The sequence below is a fragment of the Pseudarthrobacter sp. efr-133-R2A-89 genome, from assembly GCF_030209315.1.
GTDB lineage: Bacteria > Actinomycetota > Actinomycetes > Actinomycetales > Micrococcaceae > Arthrobacter.
The window spans coordinates 403,348-423,856 of record NZ_JARVSE010000010.1 but is presented as its reverse complement, the minus strand read 5'-3'; the positions used below and the strand labels follow the sequence as shown (position 1 = coordinate 423,856).

Below are 20,509 nucleotides of genomic sequence, written 5' to 3'. Positions count from 1 at the left end.
GAGCGACGTACCCTACCGGCCAAAAACGTCTGGCTTGGTCCGTCATCTGTGCCACGAGTGGCGGTGGAGCTTAGTTCCTGTCGGTTCTAGTTGCGCCCAGTCTAGTTGTTTGCGCAGGTCGGCAGGCCGGAGGTGTCCTGGCCGCTGCCTGCGGCCTCCACCGCGCGCCGGGCCTGGGACAGGTTTTCCACCCGGACCACCTGGAGGCCGTCCGGGACATGGCCGGCCACCTCGTCGCAGTTGCCGGCGGGCGCGAGGAACAGCGTGGCGCCGGCCGCGCGGGCGCCACGCATCTTTTGGGCGATCCCGCCGATGGGGCCCACAGTGCCGTCCGGGGCGATGGTGCCCGTGCCGGCGATGTGCTTGCCGCCCGTGAGGTCACCCGGCGTCACGGTATCGATAATGCCCAGCGAAAACATGAGCCCTGCACTCGGTCCGCCCACCTTGTCCAGGGAAATCTGCACCTGGAAGGGGAAATTGAACAGGTACTTGAGCATGACGCCAAGGATGTACCGGCCTTGGCCGTTGTCCTTGGGCGTAATGTCCAAGGTGACCGGCTGGCCTCCGCGCTCCACCGTCACCGTTGCGGGTGCACCCTTGCCTGCCGCCAGTTCATCCTGGATGACTGAGAGGGACGTGATGTCCTTGCCGTTGATGGTCTTCAGGACGTCGCCTTGCTGGATCTTGCCGGCGGACGCGGAATCCTTTGACAGGTCCGCGGCCTGGAGCTGCTGGCTGAAAGGAATCTTGAGTTCGTTCAGTGCCGACGCGACGGCGTTTTCCTGGGACGTGGTCATGGCCACGGCGCTTTGCTCCTGGGCCTCTTCCTTGGTGGTACCCGTGGGGTAGATCAGTTCTTCCGGGTACACCGCTTTGGAACTGTCCAGCCACGCGGAGAAGGCGCTGAGGATGCTGACGGAGCCGGTGGGACCGCCGTCGACGTACACCGTGGTCAGGTCCAGGCTTCCGGCGGCGGGGTAGGTTTCATGGCCGCTGACATTGATGACCGGATGCCCCTGGCTCTCCCCCAGCGTGTTGTAGGTCGGCCCGGGGGACTCGATGACATACGGCACCGGAAGGGTGGCAACAGCGATGCCCAGCCCGAGCGCCGCCAGCCCGGCAACCATCATGGTGGACAGCCGCCTGCCCGGCCGCCCGGCGTCGTCCGCAACCGTGCCGCCTGCTGAGCCGCTGCCGTCCTCGCCGTCAAGGGGGCCGTTGCCTCCCGTTGGTTCCGGACCGGAGAAGGGGCGAAGCTCGGGAACGTGGTCCTCGGAGGAATGGCCGCCACGGGTTGTAGTCACCCCACCAACAGTACGCGGTGAAGGTGTCCCGGGGCGCTTTGCCTAGAGCGAACGACGGCGGCGGGCGGCAGACAGCCGCGCCCCACCGGGGTACCGTGAAGACTGATCCACAGTCACACCATCGATCGGCGGGACCATGACCTCCAACCCACTCAATCCGTCCAACGGCGACGACAATCCCAAGGATCCGTTGACCGAGATGCTGCAGAACCTGATGGGCGGCAAGGGGATGGAAAACTTCGACCCCGCCGAGCTTGCCAAGGCTGCCGGACTGCCCGACGACCCCAACCTGCTGGCCCAGATGTTCTCCCAGGTGCAGGCGATGATGAGTGCGCCGTCCGAAGGCCCCGTCAACTGGACTCTGGCACACGACAACGCCCGGCGCGTCGCCGCCGGCACTTCGGATCCCTCGGTCACCGGGCAGCAGTCGCGGGACGTCGACGAAGCACTCCGCCTGGCCGAACTGTGGCTGGACCCGGTAACGGACCTGCCCGCCACCGGGCTGATCGGCAAAGCCTGGTCCCGTGCCGAGTGGGTGGAAGCCACCCTGGGAACCTGGAAGCGGCTGACCGAACCAGTGGCCAACAGCATCGCCAATGCCCTGTCCTCCGCCATGACGGAGCAGATGCCCGAGGAGATGAAGTCCATGATGGGCGGCGCCTCCTCGATGCTGCAGAACATGGGTGGGGCCATCTTTGGCATGCAGCTTGGGCAAGCGATCGGGGCCCTGTCCAAGGATGTTGTCAGCTCCACAGATATCGGTGTACCGCTGGCCGACCTTGAAATGGCGCTCCTGCCGGCCAACGTCGCGGCCTTCGGCGAAGGCCTGTCGCTGCCCGAGAACGACATCCGGCTGTTCCTTGCCGTGCGGGAGGCCGCGCACGCGCGCCTGTTCGTGCAGGTGCCGTGGTTGCGTGGCCACCTGCTGGGCGCCATCGAGGCCTACGCCCGTGGCATCCATATCGACACCTCCCGCATCGAGGAGCTCGCCCGGGACATCGACCCGAGCAACCCGGAAGGCATCCAGGAGGCCCTCTCCCAGGGCGTGTTCATGCCGCAGCGGACCCCCGCCCAGGAGCAGGCACTGGAGAAGCTCGAGACAGCGTTGGCCCTGGTGGAGGGCTGGGTGGACGAACTCACCGCTGCCGCCACCGAGAACCTGCTGCCCTCCGCCGGCGCCCTCCGGGAAACGGTGCGGCGCCGCAGGGCCACCGGCGGTCCGGCCGAACACGCATTTGCCTCCCTTGTGGGGCTGGAGCTGCGGCCCCGGCGCCTGCGCGACGCCGCGACGCTGTGGGCAACGCTGAAAGATGAGCGCGGCATTGAAGGCCGCGACGCCATTTGGCACCACCCCGACCTGCTGCCCACCGCGGAAGACCTCGATGACCCGAAGGGTTTCAGCTCCCGCCGGAAGCTCGCCGAAGCGAGCGACAGCGAGGTCGACGACGCCCTGCAGAAGTTGCTCAGCGGCGGTTTTGACGAGGCGCCCGGTGCTGACGGTGACACCGCCGCCGGCACGGACACAAATGACGGCGGCCAGGACACGGACGACGGCGGTCCGGACCAGCCGAAGAGCTGAGATTGGTTGGCGCGGCCGGGGTTTCCCGGCCGCGCCGGTCCGTTAAGCCGGGGTGATGGGCCTGCGCGCGGTTGGCGCCGGACGTTGAGCGGTGGGTGGTCCTAGTCGGCGTCGCCCGGCCAGGGGTTCCCGGCAGTGTTGGGCACACGGTCCGGGGCGGCGGCGTCTTTGTCCAGGCCCCGTGCGGTGGCGTATGAGACACCTTCGAGGAACGCCTTCGCGCGCCCGGTGTGGGGATAGGCCTCGAGCAACCGCCAGAACGCCGCGTTGTGCGAGGCCACCAGCAGGTGCGCCAATTCGTGCAGCAGGACGTAGTCGATCACCCATTGGGGCATCGGGCGCAGTTTGTCCGACAAGCGGATGGTCCCGTCGGCGGGGGTCGCGGAACCCCACCGCGAGTTTTGGTTGCCGACCCAGCGTACCGATGTGGGCGTTGCCCGGCCGCCAAGGTATGTTTCAGACAACTGGGCGGCATGGGCGGCCAGGGCTTCGTCGGTGGCGGGACGCCGCCGGCCGGAAGCGGCGCGCCGCCCCCCCTGCTTGTGCAGCTTTGCCAGCATCCGGTGGACCCACTCACGTTCCTGGGCCGCGGTGAACCGGGCCGGAATGGCGACCACGGCGGTACCGTCTTCCCAGAATGCCGCGACGGTCCGGGTGCGGCGCGCGGACCGCCGCACCTCCACGGGGGATCCACCGGTGGTGGTCAGGACGGCGGCGGGCTGCCCGTGGCTGCCGGGCGGGCTGCCGCGCCTCACAGCACGCTGCTTTCGGCAAGGACCTTCAGGACATCCTCCCCATAGCGTTCAAGCTTGGATGGACCGATGCCGGCAAGCCCGGCAAGTTCTTCGAGGGACGCAGGCCGCGCCTCAGCTATCGCAGTGAGGGTGGCGTCGGTGAAGACGACGAACGCGGGAACGTCAGCGGACTGGGCGACGTCGCGCCGCCAGTTCCGGAGGGCGTCAAAGGTCTGTTCCTCGTAGCTGGGCGGACACGCGTTGCAGCGTCCCACCTTGCGCTCCGCCCCGGTGGACAGCATGCTGCCACAAACCCGGCAGACTGCCGGAGCGGCCGCCTTGCGGCGCGGAACCGGTCCCTTGCCGCGGGCGCTGGAGCTGGCAACGGAGTCGGGCCGCAGCCCGTCGAGGAAACGGGACGGCTTGCGGTTGGCCCGGCCGCCGGGAGTCCGCGCCGTGCTCCACGACAGCGAGAGGTGTTCACGGGCGCGGGTGATCCCGACGTAGAGCAACCGGCGCTCCTCATCGACCGATTCAGGCGAATCTGCGAAGGAAATGGGCATCAGGCCTTCGCTGAGCCCCACCAGGAACACGGCATCCCATTCCAATCCCTTGGCTGCGTGCAGGGAGGCGAGCGTCACGCCTTGCACGGTGGGGGCATGCTGGGCGAGGGACCGCTCCTGGAGTTCGTTGACGAAGTCGCCGAGCCCGAATTCCGGACCGCGGTTCTGCGCCAGTTCATCGGCCAGTGCCACCAGCGCCGCCAATGACTCCCACCGCTCGCGGAGGGCGCCACCACTGTGCGGGGCGGAATCCGTGTAGCCGAGGGAGGAAACAATGTCCCGGACCACTTGGCCCAGTGGTTCCGGGGAATCCGCTTCGCTGACGGCCCTGGTGGCGGCGCGAAGCTGGAGAATGGCGTCCCGCACCTCCTTGCGCGCGAAGAAGCGTTCGCCGCCCCGCAGCTGGTAGCCGATTCCCGCAGCTGCCAGCGCCTGTTCGTAGGCCTCAGACTGGCCGTTGGTGCGGAAAAGGACAGCGACCTCGCTGGCCGGTGTCCCGGCGTCGAGCAGTGCTTTGATTTTCAGCGCCACGGTGGCGGCTTCGGCTTCGTCGTCCGTGCATTCGGTGAACTGGGGCACGGGGCCGGCGGGACGCTGGGCCACAAGTTGCAGGGGCGTGGCCCAGGCGGCGTCGGCAGCGGGGCCGCCGCTGCGCCGTCCGGCCAGCAGGTCGTTGGCCAGCTTCACCACCTGCGGCGTGGAACGGTAGTCCCGGATGAGCTTGACCACGTTGGCCTGCGGGTAGCGGGTTTTGAAGTCCAGCAAGTGCCGGGGGGATGCTCCGGTGAAGGAGTAGATGGTCTGGCTGGCGTCGCCCACCACGCAGAGTTCGTCACGGCCGCCAAGCCAGAGTTCGAGGAGCCGCTGCTGCAGCGGGGAGACGTCCTGGTACTCGTCCACCACGAAGTGCCGGTACTGCTCCCGGACCGTGGCCGCCACCTTCTCGTCCTCCTGCAGGATGCCCACCGTAATCAGCAGGACATCTTCGAAGTCGATCACGTTGCGGTCCGTCTTGACGTCCTCGTAGGACTGGAACACGCGGGCCACTGCTGTGAGGTCGAATCCCCCGGGCGCGCCGCGCCCCTGTGCGTTCTCCAGGTAATTGGCAGGCGTCAACATGGACACCTTGGCCCATTCAATCTCCGAGGCGAGGTCGCGGATGGACGCACGGTCGGTGCTCAGCCTCAGCCGCCGGGCGGCCTCGGCGAGGATCTGGGCTTTGTGGTCCAGCAGGTTCGGCAGGGTGCCGCCCACCGCCTGCGGCCAAAAGAACTGCAGTTGGCGCAGCGCGGCGGCATGGAAGGTCCTTGCCTGGACATTGCCGGCACCCAGGTCCCGCAGGCGGCTGCGCATCTCGGCCGCGGCCCGTGCGGTGAAGGTCACCGCAAGCAGCCGCTGCGGCGTGTAGACCCCCGAATGGACGCCGTAGGCGATGCGGTGCGTGATGGCGCGGGTCTTGCCCGTACCCGCTCCCGCCAGGACACACAGCGGACCGTTGAGGGTGCTGGCCACTTCACGCTGTTCTGCGTCCAGCCCACCGAGGATCCGGTCCTCAAGGGAGGCTGCGCCGTCAAAATTCTCTGTAGTCACTTCTGCTGCTTTGTTTCTCGACTACCGCGTGCTGGAGTCTGGTGGATGGAATTACTTAGGCTCCGGTCAGGTCCCGGATCCTGCCGCCGTACCAGTGCTCAATCAGTGACCGGGCAATCGAGAGCCTGCTGGAAATGGTGATTTCGCCACTGAGCACGGCCTCCTGGAGTTCCTCGCGGCTGAACCAGCGGGCCCTGGTGACCTCGACGCCGTCGGGCGTTGCCTGGGTGTCTTCGGTGACGGCGGTAAATCCAAGCATAAGGGAGGCAGGGAATGGCCACGACTGGGAGCCCAGATACTGGCAGGCCGAAACCCGGACTCCGACTTCCTCCTGGATCTCGCGGACCACGGCCTGTTCCAGCGATTCGCCCGGCTCAACAAAGCCGGCAAGGGTGGAGTAATTAATGGCATCCAAGGGACCCCCGCCGCCGAGCAGCAGCCGCCCGTCCGTGCCGACGACAGTGACGATGATCGCGGGATCGGTGCGGGGATAGTGTTCCGAATTGTCCGCAGGGCAACGGCGGACCCAGCCGCCGGCTTCCACCTCTGTGGGCGTGCCGCAGCGCGGGCAGTGCGTGTGCCCGGCGTGCCAGTTGGCGATGGCGCTGGACTCCACGAACAACGCCGTAGAGGTGGCGGTCAGGCCTGCCGCGACGTCCCTGAACCCCGCCCAGGCCGCATCCGCAGGGATGCCGGCCGTGCCGGGTTCGGGCGGCTCCGGCAGTACGAACAGCAGCAGTTCCGTGCCCTCCGGGAGGTCCGAGCCGGGCAGTGCGGAGCCGAGGTACACCACGAGGTGGGGGGCTGACCCGGCCCTTTCAAGCTCCACCAGGAGTTCCCTGGCGGGAGCGAGGACCATAGTGCTTTCCCGTATCAGTCCCTGCCGGCCCGACAGGACGACGGCCACCGCGTCCGGGCCAGCCAGCAGGTCATCGATCATGCCGGTCCTGATGCGGGCAGCAGATCCCCGGTCCACCAGGGCCGGCCGCACCGGGAGCAGGGTGTCCGCCAGGTGGTTCGCGGGCAACCCTGCCGGCGCAGCCTGGTGAACGGGCAGGACAGACTCCGTATGGCTCATGAGTCCACCGTACTGACTGCCCCGGACATTTCACATTTCACAGTGCGGTTTGCGTGTCCGTAACGCCCCCTGAATTCAAGCAATCTCAAGACTCGCCGCCGGCAGACCCCAGTCTGGGACAGCGGGCAATCTACCGTGGAACGGTGAGAAGAAAACCGATTGAGCTGGCGGCCATTGCAACCGCGGCAGTCCCCGGGCTGACGCCGACGGCCGTTAGTTCTGCACCGGATGATCCCGCGGACTTCGACTCGGCCCTGCTCCTGGATTCAGAAGGCAAGCGCTGGCGGGTCAGGTCGCCCCGGCATGCGGAGGCCAGCGCCCGGCTGGAAACGGAGTTTCTGGTGCTGCGGGCCTTCGCTCCTGCCGTGCGGGCCGAACTGCCCTTCCTCATGCCCACGGTAGCCGGCAGCGTGCGGCTGGGAACCCTGAGCACCTTCGTGTACTCGCACCTGTCGGGCACCACGCGCAGCGTTGAGGAATTGACCTCCGGTCCGGGCAGCGTCGCCCGCGAAATCGGTACCGCCCTGGCCGCCATCCACGACCTGCCCCGGTCTTTGGTGAGCAACGCCGATCTCCCCAGCTACACCCCCAACGAGTTCCGCCAACGGAGGCTGAACGAGCTGGACCAAGCAGCGACCACAGGTAAGATCCCGGCTGCGTTGCTGCGCCGCTGGGAACATGCGATGGAGGATGTGTCCCTGTGGCGCTTCAACCCCTGCGTGGTCCACGGCGACCTGCACGAAGACAACCTGCTTGTTGAGTCAGGGCGGGTTACGGCGGTCACCGGCTGGACAGACCTGAGGATCGGTGACCCCGCGGACGACTTCGCCTGGCTGGTGGCTTCGAATGAGCAGGACTTCGTTGATGCAGTTCTGAAGGCCTACACCTCCGGCCGCCGTGACGCCCCGGACCAGCACCTCCTTCGCCGGGCTGCACTGTCAGCGGAGTTCGCGCTGGCACAATACCTGGTCAAGGGGCTCGCAGCGGATGATGAGGCCATGGTCGGCGAGGCAGAAGCCATGCTGGAGAGCCTGGCCGGCGACATCGCGGAGTTTGGTGGCCAGCCCATCAGCATCGAACCCCTTCCGGACCCGGCAAGCCGAAACAATGCGGAAGTGGCTGCACCGGCGGAAAACACCTCTCCCACCCCGGCACCTTCGGGGTCCTCCCCCGCCGTCACGGTTGTCCCGGTCCCGGCAGAACCAGAACCGGCAGCGCCCGCACAGCCCGCCGTGCACGTGACTCCCATCCCCGTGGAGGAAGCGCACGACGCCGAGGATGGGGCGCCGACGACCAAAGGCCCTGATGATACCTCCACCGCCGCCATCTCGGTCATAAACGTCAAACAGGGCTGAGCCGCACCGGGCCCCCGCCGGCAGCGGGCAAAGTGAACCTTTGCCTCACGTCCGAGCGAGGGCGCGGGCCACTATTCCTTCCAGCTCGGCGTCCGACCCGAGGTCGTGCGGCCGCACCACCGCGTTGTCCGACACATAGAAGAACGCAGCCCGCACGTCCTCCAGCGGAACGCCCTTCAGGCGTGCCCAGGCAAGCCGGTACACGGCAAGCTGGATCGAACGGGTCTTGAGCTGCCCGGCTGACGGTCGGCGGCCGGTCTTCCAGTCCACCAGGTCCCAGCGGCCGTCGGCGTCCTGGAAGACGGCGTCGACCCGTCCCCGGACAACCACGTCACCCACCCTCGTTTCAACCGGCACCTCAACGAAGGCCGGGGACCTGTCGGCCCATGGGGACGCCTTGAACGTGGCCACCATGTCGTCAAGGTCGTGGGCAGCATCGATGTGGTCGTCCGACCCCGGCGCCTCGCCGAGGTCAAGCATCCCGGCGGTCCCGAAGTACTCCTCCACCCAGGCATGGAAAGCCGTGCCCTTTCGCGCCGACATGCCCGGTTCGCGGGGAACCGGCCTGCGCAGCCGCCCCACCACCGCTTCAGGGTCCTCCCCGAGGTCCACGAGGGTGGAGGCGGAGATATGGGTAGGCAGGTGCACCTCCTGGCCACCTGACCTTCTGGCCCTGCGTTCCAGCAACAGCGCAGCTTCCCTCGCCCAGCCGGCGGCAGCTCCCGTGAGCAACGGCCCCCCACCGTTCCGGGGCATGCCCGCTCCGCTGGATTTCCCGGTCGCCTCGGTCAGGACCACGCCGGTCTTCAACAGGCCCAACACCCGCTCGGCCGCAGCTTCCATGGCTGCCCTGCGGCCACGTGACATGCGCAGCCGCTCACCGGTCCGCGCGTCCGTTGGACCCTCCAGCGGGTCATAGGGCCACACCGCTTCTTCTGTCTCCAGCGTCAGCGGGCTTTCTTCCGGAAGGGCGGCCTCTTCCAAGGACAACCGATGGACCAGGGCGGCAGCCTGAAGCTCGTTGCCGGGCGGCTGGGTCAGCGGTGCAAGCTCCGCCAGGAAGGGGGACATCTCCGCCCGTCCGGCGCGTGAACCCACCCAGGCGGCGCTCGATACCCACAGAACATGCTTGGCCCTGGTGTAGGCAACATAGGCAAGCCGCCGTTCTTCTTCTTCCCCGTGGGCCTGCACCGCCGCCTTGAAATCCTTCTCAGCATCCAGCCACCCCTTCTGGTCCGGTTGTTCCACATCCCACTGGGGAAGGTCGGCCCGGTCTCCGCGCAAAGGCCAGGGAAGGGCTGCCGACCCGCTGCTCCAGCGCGAATCCCTGTCGCTCGGGAAGGCTCCCGCGTTCAGCCCGGGGACGAAGACAACGTCCCATTCGAGGCCCTTGGACGCATGGACGGTCAACAACTGGACTGCTTCCCGGTTCACGTCGCTGGCAGGTGCTTCCAGGCCGTTCTCCTCAGCGGAGGCAGCCTCCAGCCATGACAGGAAGGCGAGGATATCCACCCGTTGGGAGGTTCGAAGGAATCCTGCGGCGGCGTCCTGGAAGGCGTCGAGGTTACGTCGCGCCTGATGGATGCTGACCCCTGGCCGTGCCGCCACCTCGATGTCCAGGAGCATGGCCCGTTCCACTTCACCCAGGAGGGTGGTGAGGTCGTCTCCAAGGTAACCGCGCAATTGGCGCAGTTCCGCCGACAACCGGGCAAGACGCGTGCGGGCCGGCGCACCAAGGGAACGTCCGTTCGACGACGTCCATCCGTCGCGCGGCAGGAAGTCCAGGGCTTCCACCAGGCTGGCGCCGTCCGTGAGGTCACTTTCCAGGACCGGCCCCTCACCGGCATCGCTGTCGGTGTCGGGGTCCTCGGGGTCAAACCCGGCGGAAGCCTTGCCCCGGTTTCGCGCCAGTTGGCTGGACCAGTCACGCAACGCCATCAGGTCCGCCGGCCCTATGCGCCACCGTGCACCGGCCAGCAGCCGCATGAGGGCATCTGAACGGCCCGGGTCCGCAAGGACGCGCAGCGTGGCGACGAGGTCGACGATCTCGGGGGTGTCCAGGAGCCCGCCCAGGCCCACGATTTCGTAGGCGATGCCACGGGCTTCGAATTGCCTGCGGATGGTCTCCATCTGGGCGCGCCTGCGGCACAGTACGGCCAGGGCAGGGGCAACGGCCGTTCCGTCCGCTTTGGCTTCGAAGTCCGTGACCTTGTACCTCAGGACGTCCTCGGCCAAGGCGGCGGCCTCTTCGACGTCGCTGGTGAAGCGTCCCAGCACCACTGCTCCGTCGACAGCGTGGGGGCTGGGTTGCAGCGGGGGCACTTCGGCCACGGCCGCCAACGCTCCTGCCGGCCCGCGCCTGGCGGCCGACAGGCCCAGGGATTGGGACATGACGTTGGCGGCGGCGAGGATGGAGCGGCCGTTCCGCCACGCTGTGGTCAAGTAGGAGGTTGGGGCAGGCGCCCAGCCCGACTCAGTGCCGGTTTCAGCGGTCCGGACAGGAAATTCACGGACAAAGTGGAACAACTGCCCGGCGGAAGCGCCGCGGAACCCGTAAATCGACTGGTTGGGGTCGCCGACTGCCGTGACCGCATGGCCGCCGCCGAAAAGGCGGGAAAAAAGTACCAGTTGCGCGTACGACGTGTCCTGGAACTCGTCGAGCAGGACAACCTTGTACCGCTGCCGCTCCATCGCGGCCGCCAGGGGAACCTCCTGCGCCACTTTCGCGGCGAGGGCCACGAGGTCCCCGAAATCGAGGGCGCCGCGGGCTCGTTTCGCCGCAGCGTAGCGGCCCACCATATCGGCGACGCTCGCCCTGGTCCGCAGCATTCCGGCAAGGTCCGCCGCTGCCTGCGGCGGGTTCTTCTTCTTGTCCGCCAGATACGGCAGGGACTCGAATTCCGAGAGACGCGCCATCAACCAGGCTTCGACGTCCTCGGGTTCCTGGAGGTGTTCGGCGCACTCCCCCGCCAGTTGGATCACGGCCTTCACCAGGGTGGACTTCGCCGCACGGAAGTGGGCGTATTCGCCGTCGTAGGCCTCTACCACCTCGCTGGCCAACTGCCATGCCTGCGCGCCGCCCAGCAGGACCACATCGCGTTCCACACCCAGCCGAAGGCCGTAGTCCGAGACGATGCCGCTGGCGAAGGAATGGTACGTGGACACCTTGGGTTCCAGTGCGTCGCTGCTGAGCAGGCCCTCCGGAAACGTCCCGCCGCCGCCGTCCTTTGCGGCAAGGCGCTGCAGGGCCAGCAGCTTCGACCGGATCCGGCTGGCAAGCTCGCCGGCAGCCTTCCGGGTGAACGTCACCCCCAGGACTTCCTCGGGCGTCACCCAGCCATTGGCCACCAGCCAGACCACCCTGTCCGCCATGGTGGCGGTCTTTCCCGAGCCCGCCCCCGCGATCACCAGCCGGGGCGCCAGAGGGGAAGAAATGATGGCCGACTGTTCCGGCGTCGGGATGTTCTTTTCGCCGAGCAGCACGGACAGCTCTTCGGGACTGAAACGGGGTGTGGCGACGGCCTCCCCTGCAGTCAGGACCTCCATCGGGTGGCTCATTCGGTGACCTGCCTTCCACGGGCACACAGCGGACACACCTCGGGAAGCCGGCAGCCATGGCCGCCGTGGCTGCCCTTGGCCGGATCATGCCGCGCGACGAATTCGCTGCCACCCATCACGGCGGCCGCATCCTTGACCATGTCCAACGCCCAGTTCTCCTGCGGGTCCAGGGGTTCCTGCTGCTGGATGGACGGGTTCTTGGCCCCGGTGCCGAGCTGCGCCAGGACGGCACCGCCGGACAGGCCGTTCCCATCCGGGCCGGCCTCGAACCCGCCGGCGACCACCGCTGCCTGGTACGCCCCAAGCTGTGGATGGCGGGAGAGCTCCCCCTTGCCGGGCTGCCTCTTGCCGGTCTTGAGGTCCACCACCACCAGGCGGCCCTCGACGTCGACCTCCAGCCGGTCAACCTGCCCGCGGAGCACCGCATCGCGCGGCGCCGCGGCGTCCACCACCACGTCCCCAAGGGCAACGTCAAAGTCTTTTTCCACGCCCAGCAGGCTGCGGCCTTCAGCCCTCATGGCCACCACATACTGCGCCAACTTCCGCACCATGGTCTCCGCGCGCTGAAAATCCAGCCGCCCTTCCCAGTTGTCCTTCATCCCCAGCGCCGGCCAACGCCGCACCAGCTCTGCAACGTACTCGGAGCCGGACGCCTCGGGCATGTCCTGGGCGATCGCGTGCACAAGGGTGCCAAGGCTGCGGGCAAAGTCGGTGGCCGCCTCGCCGCCAGCCGCCTGGACGAACCAGTCCAGGGGCGACTTCTGCACGGTCTCCACCTTGGACGGGGACACGAACACTGTTGACCCGGGCGGCACCACGGCCTCGGAGGAGCTCAGCGGCGCCAGCCCCCACCAGGTGTCCGGGTGGGCGCCGGCTACCGCAGGCTCGGCGGCGGCCAGGCGTGCCAGCACCCGGGCCGCTTCTTCCCTGTGCGCGGGATCCGCAGCATCGGATTGGGCATATTGCCGGAGTTCGGCGACCAGGGCACGCAGGGTCATGGGCCGCTCGACCTGGGTGAAAACCCGCCCCTCCTGACCCGGTTCCAGTGGTGCCACGAAGTCCAGGAAGGATGACGGTTGGTCGTCCTCCGATGAGATGGCGGTGCACACCAGGAGTTCGCGTGCCCGCGATACCGCCGTGGAGAAACTGCGCAATTCGTCATAGCGGATATCCCTCGACCGGCTCAACGGATCGCGTTGGAGCGCATACTCCGGTCCGTGTTCCACGGCGTCGGCGTACAGGGTGCTGCCGAGAAGTTCGCCGCGGAGCCTGGTGTTGGGCCACACCCCCTCCTGCAGGCCCGCAATGATGACGACCGGCCATTCGCGGCCCGCGGCGCTGGCCGGCGTCATGAGTTCAACGGCGTCATCCAGCTGGGCGCGGGCAGCGAGGGTGTCCATGGGAAGCTCCTGGTTCAGCAGGTATTCCAGGAACTGCTCAGGGCCCGCGCCGGGCATCTGGTCCACATAGCGTTCAGCGGTGTGGAAGAGGGCCATCATCGCGTCGAGGTCGCGGTCGGCCCGGGCTCCGTGCGGTCCGCCCGACAAGGCAGTTGAGGTCCATGCGGGGGCGAGGCCGGTGGAGTTCCACAGAGCCCACAACACTGATTCGGCATTGGCGCCGGGCAGGGCGGCTGCCGCCTGGCCGGCCTGGATCATCCTTGCGGTTCGCCGCGCTGCCCGGCCTTCAAGGCCCAAGGCGCCGAGCGCCCCGGGCTCGAGCAGTGCCTCGACCAGGAGGACATCGCTGGCCCGCCCGCCGCCACCGAGGAGTTCCTCCCGGCGCAGCGATTGCCGGAGCCGCCGGAGCTCGATGGATGTGGCCCCTCCGATGCGCGATGTCAGGAGGGCCACGGCGGCTTCCGGCGTCAGCAGGGCCGGGTCCAAGGCAATGGCGAAGGCATCCAGGAGCGGCCGGACCGCCACCTCGTCCCGGACCGCGGATTCAGCCACGGGGACCCGGACCGGGATGCCCTGCCCGGACAGGTACCGCTGCAGCTCGCTGACCTGGCCGCCATTGCGAACGATCACCGCCATGTCGCCAAGTCCGCGGTTGTGGTTGATGTGCTGGTCGAGGATCCGTTGGGCAACATAGCGGAGTTCATGGACCGGCGTGGGGACCAGGTGGGCCTCGACACGGCCGGGCCGGACATCTTCTCCGTCCGGCGTCGGACCATCGTCCCGGGCCGGCCGGCCGATCGGCTCCAGCCGCCGCGCCAACTGGCCGCCGGCGCGTTGCGAAATGCGGCCGGCAACACTGAGCCATGATTCGGCCACCGCGGGTGCCAGGCGGTGCGCGTAACGGAGCGGACGTTCAAGGACCGGCTCCTGGCCTGCCAGGAGCCGGGGCAATTCTGCCACGAGGTCCGGCCTGGCACCACGGAATCCCTGGACTACGGTGTCCGGGGACGACGTCACGTAGGAGTCGCTGCCGGCCGCGATATCGGCCAGCAGTTCGAAGATGGCGGGGTTGGCTTCCTGGATATCGTCCACCAGGACCACTTGCAGGCGCTCGCGCTCGGCCGCCAGGAAATCCGGGGCGTCCTGGAAGATCTGTCGGGCGGCTGTGATGATTCCGGCGGGGTCGAACGCTTCAGGCATCCGCAGGTCCAGGACGTCCCGGTACTCAGCGTAGAGCGCTGCCGCCGCTTTCCAGTCCGGACGTCCGCACTGGTCCGCCAACCGATAGAGATCCTCGGCAGTCCGGCCGGATTCAATCACACGGTCAAAGAGCTGCCGCACCTCCTGTCGGAAACCACGGGTTTCCAGTGCACGGTCAAGATCGGCCGGCCACGGCAGCTCGAGGCCGGGAATCCTGTGTCCCTCCAGGAGCTCCTTGATGATCAGGTCCTGCTCCGGACCGGACAACAGCCGGGGTGGCCTTGAGAGCTGGATGACGCCCTCGGCCTTGGCCCGCCGGATGAGGTCGAATGCATAGGACGCCCAGGTCCTGGCGGGAGTGGTGCTGAGGCTCCGGTCAAGTCGGGCCGTGAAGCGGTCCCGCAGGAAGTCTGCGGCAAGGCGGGTGGGCGCCAGGATCAGCATGCGCTCCGGATCCACCCCGTCACGGAAAACGCGCTGGACTGCTGCCTCGACCAGGACGGTGGTCTTTCCCGTGCCCGGTGCGCCGGGTACCAGGACCGGCCCGGAACCCTGCGGAACATCCACCGCTGCCTGCTGGTCCGGCGTGAGCTGGATTGCTTCGGCGTGCACCCGGCGGGGCGGGAGCAGCCGGAGGGCCGGGGCACCGGGGAATGCGGCCTCCGGGGCTTCCTTCGGCTCCTGCCGCGGGGCCAAGGGGCCGTCCAAGGGAATTGCTACTGTCACAAACTCATTCCATCATCAGCCACTGACAAACTCCGGAGCCTACCCTCCAACTCTCCGGCGGCGTCGTCGATCCGCTCAAAATCCTCATCGGTGGGGGCCCAGCGTGCTGCAGCCAAATCCACCCGCCAACGTCCTTCGCCTGTCCGCAGATACGCGGCATGGTCTCCCTTCAGCGGGGTACCCTCCTCGAGGTAGCGGTGTAAGGCCTCGGCTTCATGGCCTTCGGGGGCATGCCCGCTCGCTTTCAGGACGCGCCACCAGGGCACGCTGCTTCCGTAGTGGCTCATCACCGAGCCCACTTGCCGGGGCCCACCGGAGCCCAGGAGCTCGGCGACATCCCCGTACGACACTGCGGATCCCGGCGAAACCAGCCTGACAACGGCAAGGACCGCCTGGACATACTCTTTCCGCATTGATCCAATGTAGCGGCAGTGGCGTTCCACTAAATTGTCGGCGGGTCCCCTTAGCGTTGAACCATGAGCTCCTGGCACACCCTCCCCCGCGCAGCATTTGACCTTGAAACCACCGGCCGCAATTCGCGTGCGGCCAGGATCGTCACGGCGTCGATCACCGTGGTGGACCATGAAGGCGGGGTCATCAAGGAGCACGAGTGGCTGGCGGACCCGGGTGTGGAAATTCCCACGGAAGCCAGTGATGTCCACGGCATCACCACCGATCAGGCAAGGCGGGACGGCCGGCCGGCCCGTGAGGTGACGCGGGAGGTCGCCGCCGTCCTGCAGGAACTCTTTGACTCGAAAATTCCGGTCATCGCGTTCAATGCCAGCTACGATTTCACCGTCCTCGCGGCGGAGTCGGCGCGGTACGGGGTGCCGCAACTCCACCGCTTCCCCATCCTGGACCCGTACATCATGAACAAGCAGGTGGACCGGTACCGCAAGGGCAAACGGACGCTCACGGCCCTTTGCGAGGAATACGGCGTAAACTTGGACAACGCGCACACCTCTGCCGCCGATGCTCTCGCCACCCTGCGCGTCCTCGATGCGATGGCCGGGAAGTTCCCCAAACTGCAGATGCCGGCAGGCAACCTGCACCAGCTGCAGATCGAATGGGCCACGGCCCAGGCCGCCGACTTCCAGAACTACCTCCGCAAGACCAAGCCTGCGGCCGTGATCGAGGGAGACTGGCCTGTCCTGCCGCCGCAGGATGCCACTGCCGGAGGGTTCTAGGCTGCTCCTGCCGCCTGCCGGATTGGGAGGCATGTCACAGTCACGTTGCTTAATGAAAGCCATCCCTCACGTCGACTGATCCTTCGTCCGGGTGACCGCCAGGCGCTTTGATCATTCCGTAATTCCTTTCATGACTGTTCATTATTTGGTCAAGCAGTCATTGAACGGCACTTTCTTCAACTCACGGCCTGTTATCGGGCCGGTGAGACAATAAAGTTTTGCGGTCACCGCCTGCCCAGCCCGGCTGGACCAGCGCCGGGAGCAGGTGCCAGGCGCCACAGCGCAGCCCTGCGGCCCGGTCGACTTAGGACTCAATGAAAGTGACAACCTGATGAAAATCAAAGCGATGAAGTGGCTCACAACCGCTCCTGTTGCCCTCGCCCTTGCGGTTTCGCTCGCGGCGTGCGGCGGCTCCTCCCAGCCGAGCGGCACCCCCACCGACGCCCTGAAGGGCAGCGACCAGCAGACGCTGGACAAGTACACCACCGCGGACGTCACGCCGATCGACAAGATCGACAAGACCAAGCTCGGCCTCATCACCGAGGGCACCCTGCGCGTCGGCACCCTCTCCGATGCCCCGCCGAACATCTTCATTGACCCTTCCGGCAAGTTCACCGGCTACGACAACGAACTCCTGCGCGCCATCGGTGACAAGCTGGGCCTGAAGGTCGAGTTCGCCTCCACCGATTTCTCGGCCCTGCTGTCCCAGGTGGCCAACAAGCAGTTCGATGTCGGATCCTCCTCGATTTCCACCACGGACAAGCGCCGTGAGACGGTCGGTTTCACCAACGGCTACGACTTCGGCTACATGGCCGTCGTGACCAAGAATGATTCCAAGGTCAAGGGCTTCGCCGACCTCAAGGACGGCGTGCGCATCGGCGTGGTCCAGGGCACCGTGCAGGACGACTACGTCACGAACACCCTGGGTCTCGAGCCGGTCCGGTTCCCGGACTACAACACTGTCTACGCCAATGTAAAGTCCGGCCAGGTTGACGCCTGGGTGGCACCCTCGCAGCAGGCCACCGGGCAGGTCAAGGACGGCGACAACACCAAGATTGCCGAGAAAGTGGTCAACACCCAGAACTTCACCGCGTACGCAGTGAACAAGGACAACAAGCCACTGATTGACGCCCTCAACGCGGGACTCGACGCCGTTATCGCTGACGGCACGTGGACCAAGCTCACGGCCCAGTGGTACACGGACCGTCCCACGGCTGCCGAGCAGACCCCGCAAGGCTGGAAGCCGGGCAGCAAAGCCGTCCAGGTTCCCGCGAAGTAACCCGGGCGTTCCATGGACATCCTCAAACTACTCTCCGATACCTTCCTTGACTGGAATGCCATCGGCGCCGTCCTACCCAAAATGTTCGCCGTCGGGCTTCCGAATACGCTCGTTTTGGCCGTCTCTTCCGGCGTCATCGGAACAGTGCTCGGCATGCTGCTTGCCCTGATGGGGATCTCCCGGAACGCCGGGGCCCGCTGGGTCGCGCGCATCTACACGGACGTGCTCCGCGGGCTGCCGCCCATCCTCACCATCCTGGTGATCGGGCTGGGCTTCGGGCCGATCGTCCGGCAGTGGACCGGGTCCACCAGCCCCTACCCGATGGCAATCGCCGCGCTGTCCCTGATGTCGGCCGCCTACATCGGCGAGATCTTCCGTTCCGGCATCCAGAGCGTGGACAAGGGACAGCTCGAAGCCACCCGGGCCCTGGGGTTCGGTTACGGCCCGGCCATGCGCCTGGTGGTCGTGCCCCAGGGTGTCCGGCGGGTGCTTCCGGCCCTGGTCAACCAGTTCATTGCCTTGATCAAGGAGTCCTCCCTGGTCTTCATGCTCGGGCTGCTGGCCAGCGAGCGGGAGATCTTCCAGATCGGCAAGGACGCGGCGTCCACCAGCGGCAACCTGTCGCCTTACGTCGCTGCGGCTGTCTTTTACCTGGTGCTCACCGTTCCGCTGACGCACTTCGTGAACTGGATCGACAGGCGCCTCCGCACCGGACGGCCGGAAAAGAAAGAGCCGGACGAAGCTGCAGCTGTCGTCGGGAAGGGAGCCCAGGCATGAGCGAGTTCACGTCCGGAACACTGAGCGCAAAGAACATCCACCTGTCCTTCGGCAGCAACCACGTGCTGCGGGGCATCGATCTGCATGTTCCGCAGGGCACCACGGCCTCCGTCATTGGCCCTTCGGGGTCGGGCAAGTCCACCCTGTTGCGGGTCATGAACCGGCTGATTGAACCGGACCAGGGGGACATCCTGCTGGACGGCCGTTCGGTGCTGAAGGACAACCCGGATGAACTCCGGCGCCGGATCGGGATGGTGTTCCAGCAGTTCAACCTGTTCCCGCACAAGACAGTGGTGGAGAACGTCTCCCTTGCCCCGCGGAAGCTGCGCAAGCTCTCCAAGGAGGAAGCGCGGGCCGAGGCCTTGGAGCAGCTGGACCTTGTCGGGTTGAAGCACAAGGCTGATTCCCGGCCCGCCAACCTGTCCGGCGGGCAGCAGCAGCGCGTCGCCATTGCCCGCGCGCTTGCCATGAAGCCGGAGGTGATGTTCTTCGACGAGGCGACGTCCGCGCTGGACCCCGAGCTGGTCAAGGGCGTGCTTGCCCTGATGGCGGACCTGGCCAAGGGCGGCATGACCATGGTGGTTGTCACCCACGAGATGGGTTTCTCCCGCAATGTCTCGGACGCGGTGACGTTCATGGACGCCGGCGTGGTGGTGGAGTCCGGCCCTCCTGAGCAGGTCTTCACCGAGCCACGGACGGACCGGCTGAAGGGCTTCCTCGCCGACGTCCTGTAGGCAGCCAAGCAGGCACGGACCAAAAATCCCCGCCTCCCGGACTGTTCCCCCTTGTACGCAGGGCGGAAAAGTCCGGGAGGCGGGGATTGTCCGTTTAACGGTCGACGGCGGTCCTAGGCCTGGGCGGCTGCGGCGGCCTTGGCTGCGGCCGGGAGGGCGTCGTAGATCCGGTTCATGGCGTCGTCGTCGTGCGCGGCCGAGAGGAACCAGGCCTCGAACACCGAGGGCGGCAGGTAGACCCCGGATTCCAGCATGGAGTGGAAGAACGGCGCGTAGCGGAACGTTTCCTGAGCCTGGGCGTCGGCATAGTTGTGGACGCCGTGGGCGGAGGTTCCGAAGGCCACCGAGAAGAGGTTCCCGGCGAACTGGATGGAGTGGTCCACCCCGGCGGCATCAAGGGCGGTGGAAACTGCGGAGGACAGTTCCAGCGAGCGGACGTCGATGAAGGAGTAGACATCCCGCGTGGCGTGGGTCAGGGTGGCGACGCCGGCCGCCATCGCAACCGGGTTTCCGGACAGGGTGCCGGCCTGGTACACCGGGCCGGTGGGTGCGAGGTAGTCCATGACGTCGGCGCGGCCCCCGAGGGCCGCCGTCGGCATTCCGCCGCCGATGACCTTGCCGAAGGTGAGCAGGTCCGGGGTCCAGGGCTGTTCGGCGTCGGGGGCACCGCCGGTGAGGCCCCAGTAGCCGGAGTAGCCGGTGCGGAAGCCGGTCAGGACCTCATCGACGATGAGGAGCGCGCCGTGCTCCCGGGTGATCCGGGAAAGGCCCAGGTTGAAGCCCTCGAGGGGGGTGACGACGCCCATGTTGGCCGGTGCCGCCTCGGTGATGACAGCTGCGATGTTCTGTCCGTGCGCGGCGAAGGCTTCCTCGACGGCCTGGAGGTCGTTATAGGGCAGCACCAGGGTTTCGGCGGCGGTCGCTTCCGTGACGCCGGCGGACCCGGGCAGGGCGAGGGTCGCCACGCCGGAGCCGGCGGCGGCCAGCAGTCCGTCAAGGTGGCCGTGGTAGCAGCCGGCAAACTTGATGATCAGGTTGCGGCCGGTGAAGCCGCGGGCCAGCCGGACCGCCGTCATGGTGGCCTCGGTGCCTGTGGACACCATCCGCAGGCGTTCGACGGCGGGCACGCGCTCCTGGACGATGGCCGCCAGGTTCGCCTCATCAGGCGTGGATGCACCGAAGGAGAGGCCACGGTCGACGGCGGCGTGGACGGCATCCAGCACGGCCGGGTGGGCGTGGCCCAGCAGGGCCGGTCCCCACGAGCAGACGAGGTCCACGTATTCCTTGCCGTCGGCGTCGGTCAGGTAGGGGCCCTTGGCTGAGACCATGAACCGAGGCGTGCCGCCGACGGAGCCGAAGGCGCGGACCGGCGAGTTGACGCCGCCCGGCATCAGCTGGCGGGCGCGGTCGAAGAGTGCCTCGTTGCGAGGATTGCTGGAAGTCAT

General features: G+C 67.2%; 14 protein-coding genes. 6 read left to right on the top strand and 8 right to left on the bottom strand.

Translation table 11 applies throughout. The features are described 5' to 3' along the window. Positions 1–101: 101 nt before the first annotated feature. Positions 102–1,304 (bottom strand): YlbL family protein, encoded by a 1,203-nt coding sequence (locus QRM95_RS17745; protein ID WP_502934983.1) that lies wholly within the window; start codon positions 1,302–1,304, stop codon positions 102–104. 136 nt (positions 1,305–1,440) lie between these two features. Here QRM95_RS17745 and QRM95_RS17740 point away from each other — a divergent pair, with 136 nt between their 5' ends. Continuing rightward, positions 1,441–2,883, top strand: coding sequence for a zinc-dependent metalloprotease (locus tag QRM95_RS17740; protein WP_285248779.1), 1,443 nt, complete (start codon positions 1,441–1,443; stop codon positions 2,881–2,883). A 101-nt stretch (positions 2,884–2,984) separates the two neighbouring features. Here QRM95_RS17740 and QRM95_RS17735 read toward each other — a convergent pair whose 3' ends face one another. From QRM95_RS17735 to nudC, 3 genes are read right to left on the bottom strand one after another with little or no spacing between them, the layout of a single operon-like run. Next, positions 2,985–3,638, bottom strand: coding sequence for a M48 family metallopeptidase (locus QRM95_RS17735; RefSeq protein ID WP_285248778.1), 654 nt, complete (start codon positions 3,636–3,638; stop codon positions 2,985–2,987). Next, positions 3,635–5,770 carry an ATP-dependent helicase gene (locus tag QRM95_RS17730; protein ID WP_018760262.1) on the bottom strand — a complete coding sequence of 712 codons (2,136 nt, stop codon included), beginning with the start codon at positions 5,768–5,770 and terminating at the stop codon, positions 3,635–3,637. Before QRM95_RS17730 ends, QRM95_RS17735 begins: the two co-directional genes overlap by 4 nt. A 55-nt stretch (positions 5,771–5,825) precedes the next feature. After that, positions 5,826–6,848: an NAD(+) diphosphatase gene (gene nudC / locus QRM95_RS17725; RefSeq protein WP_285248777.1), complete on the bottom strand. Its 1,023-nt coding sequence runs from the start codon at positions 6,846–6,848 to the stop codon at positions 5,826–5,828. 143 nt (positions 6,849–6,991) lie between these two features. Between nudC and QRM95_RS17720 the strand changes: the two genes are divergently transcribed. After that, positions 6,992–8,203: a macrolide 2'-phosphotransferase gene (locus QRM95_RS17720; RefSeq protein WP_285248776.1), complete on the top strand. Its 1,212-nt coding sequence runs from the start codon at positions 6,992–6,994 to the stop codon at positions 8,201–8,203. Between the two features lie 45 nt (positions 8,204–8,248). On the opposite strand, the gene QRM95_RS17715 is transcribed toward QRM95_RS17720, so the two are convergent. From QRM95_RS17715 to QRM95_RS17705, 3 genes are read right to left on the bottom strand one after another with little or no spacing between them, the layout of a single operon-like run. Continuing rightward, positions 8,249–11,761, bottom strand: a complete 3,513-nt coding sequence (locus QRM95_RS17715; RefSeq protein ID WP_285248775.1) for an ATP-dependent helicase — start codon at positions 11,759–11,761, stop codon at positions 8,249–8,251. Next, complete coding sequence (locus QRM95_RS17710) at positions 11,758–15,057, bottom strand: ATP-dependent helicase (RefSeq protein WP_285248880.1); 3,300 nt, start codon at positions 15,055–15,057, stop codon at positions 11,758–11,760. Before QRM95_RS17710 ends, QRM95_RS17715 begins: the two co-directional genes overlap by 4 nt. A gap of 26 nt (positions 15,058–15,083) precedes the next feature. Beyond that, positions 15,084–15,500 carry an MGMT family protein gene (locus tag QRM95_RS17705; RefSeq protein ID WP_285248774.1) on the bottom strand — a complete coding sequence of 139 codons (417 nt, stop codon included), beginning with the start codon at positions 15,498–15,500 and terminating at the stop codon, positions 15,084–15,086. A 63-nt stretch (positions 15,501–15,563) separates the two neighbouring features. Between QRM95_RS17705 and QRM95_RS17700 the strand changes: the two genes are divergently transcribed. The 4 genes from QRM95_RS17700 to QRM95_RS17685 all read left to right on the top strand — a co-directional run bounded on the left by QRM95_RS17700 (position 15,564) and on the right by QRM95_RS17685 (position 19,064). After that, entirely contained in the window at positions 15,564–16,274 is a 711-nt protein-coding gene (locus tag QRM95_RS17700; protein ID WP_285248773.1) for a 3'-5' exonuclease, read from the top strand. Between the two features lie 331 nt (positions 16,275–16,605). After that, entirely contained in the window at positions 16,606–17,553 is a 948-nt protein-coding gene (locus QRM95_RS17695) for an ABC transporter substrate-binding protein (RefSeq protein ID WP_285248772.1), read from the top strand. Between the two features lie 12 nt (positions 17,554–17,565). Beyond that, a complete protein-coding gene (locus QRM95_RS17690) occupies positions 17,566–18,330 on the top strand; it encodes an amino acid ABC transporter permease (protein ID WP_018760270.1) in 765 nt (254 codons plus the stop codon). After that, positions 18,327–19,064, top strand: coding sequence for an amino acid ABC transporter ATP-binding protein (locus QRM95_RS17685; RefSeq protein WP_285248771.1), 738 nt, complete (start codon positions 18,327–18,329; stop codon positions 19,062–19,064). Before QRM95_RS17690 ends, QRM95_RS17685 begins: the two co-directional genes overlap by 4 nt. 113 nt (positions 19,065–19,177) lie before the next feature. Here QRM95_RS17685 and hemL read toward each other — a convergent pair whose 3' ends face one another. Then, positions 19,178–20,509, bottom strand: coding sequence for a glutamate-1-semialdehyde 2,1-aminomutase (gene hemL, locus QRM95_RS17680; protein ID WP_285248770.1), 1,332 nt, complete (start codon positions 20,507–20,509; stop codon positions 19,178–19,180).

What these genes read in the sequence shown, in the direction of transcription:
- QRM95_RS17740 (WP_285248779.1), top strand. Translation starts at nt 1,441, where the DNA reads ATGACCTCCAACCCACTCAATCCGTCCAACGGCGACGACAATCCCAAG.
- nudC (WP_285248777.1), bottom strand. Translation starts at nt 6,848, where the DNA reads ATGAGCCATACGGAGTCTGTCCTGCCCGTTCACCAGGCTGCGCCGGCA.
- QRM95_RS17715 (WP_285248775.1), bottom strand. Translation starts at nt 11,761, where the DNA reads ATGAGCCACCCGATGGAGGTCCTGACTGCAGGGGAGGCCGTCGCCACA.
- QRM95_RS17705 (WP_285248774.1), bottom strand. Translation starts at nt 15,500, where the DNA reads ATGCGGAAAGAGTATGTCCAGGCGGTCCTTGCCGTTGTCAGGCTGGTT.
- QRM95_RS17700 (WP_285248773.1), top strand. Translation starts at nt 15,564, where the DNA reads ATGAGCTCCTGGCACACCCTCCCCCGCGCAGCATTTGACCTTGAAACC.
- QRM95_RS17695 (WP_285248772.1), top strand. Translation starts at nt 16,606, where the DNA reads ATGAAAATCAAAGCGATGAAGTGGCTCACAACCGCTCCTGTTGCCCTC.
- QRM95_RS17690 (WP_018760270.1), top strand. Translation starts at nt 17,566, where the DNA reads ATGGACATCCTCAAACTACTCTCCGATACCTTCCTTGACTGGAATGCC.
- QRM95_RS17685 (WP_285248771.1), top strand. Translation starts at nt 18,327, where the DNA reads ATGAGCGAGTTCACGTCCGGAACACTGAGCGCAAAGAACATCCACCTG.
- hemL (WP_285248770.1), bottom strand. Translation starts at nt 20,509, where the DNA reads ATGACTTCCAGCAATCCTCGCAACGAGGCACTCTTCGACCGCGCCCGC.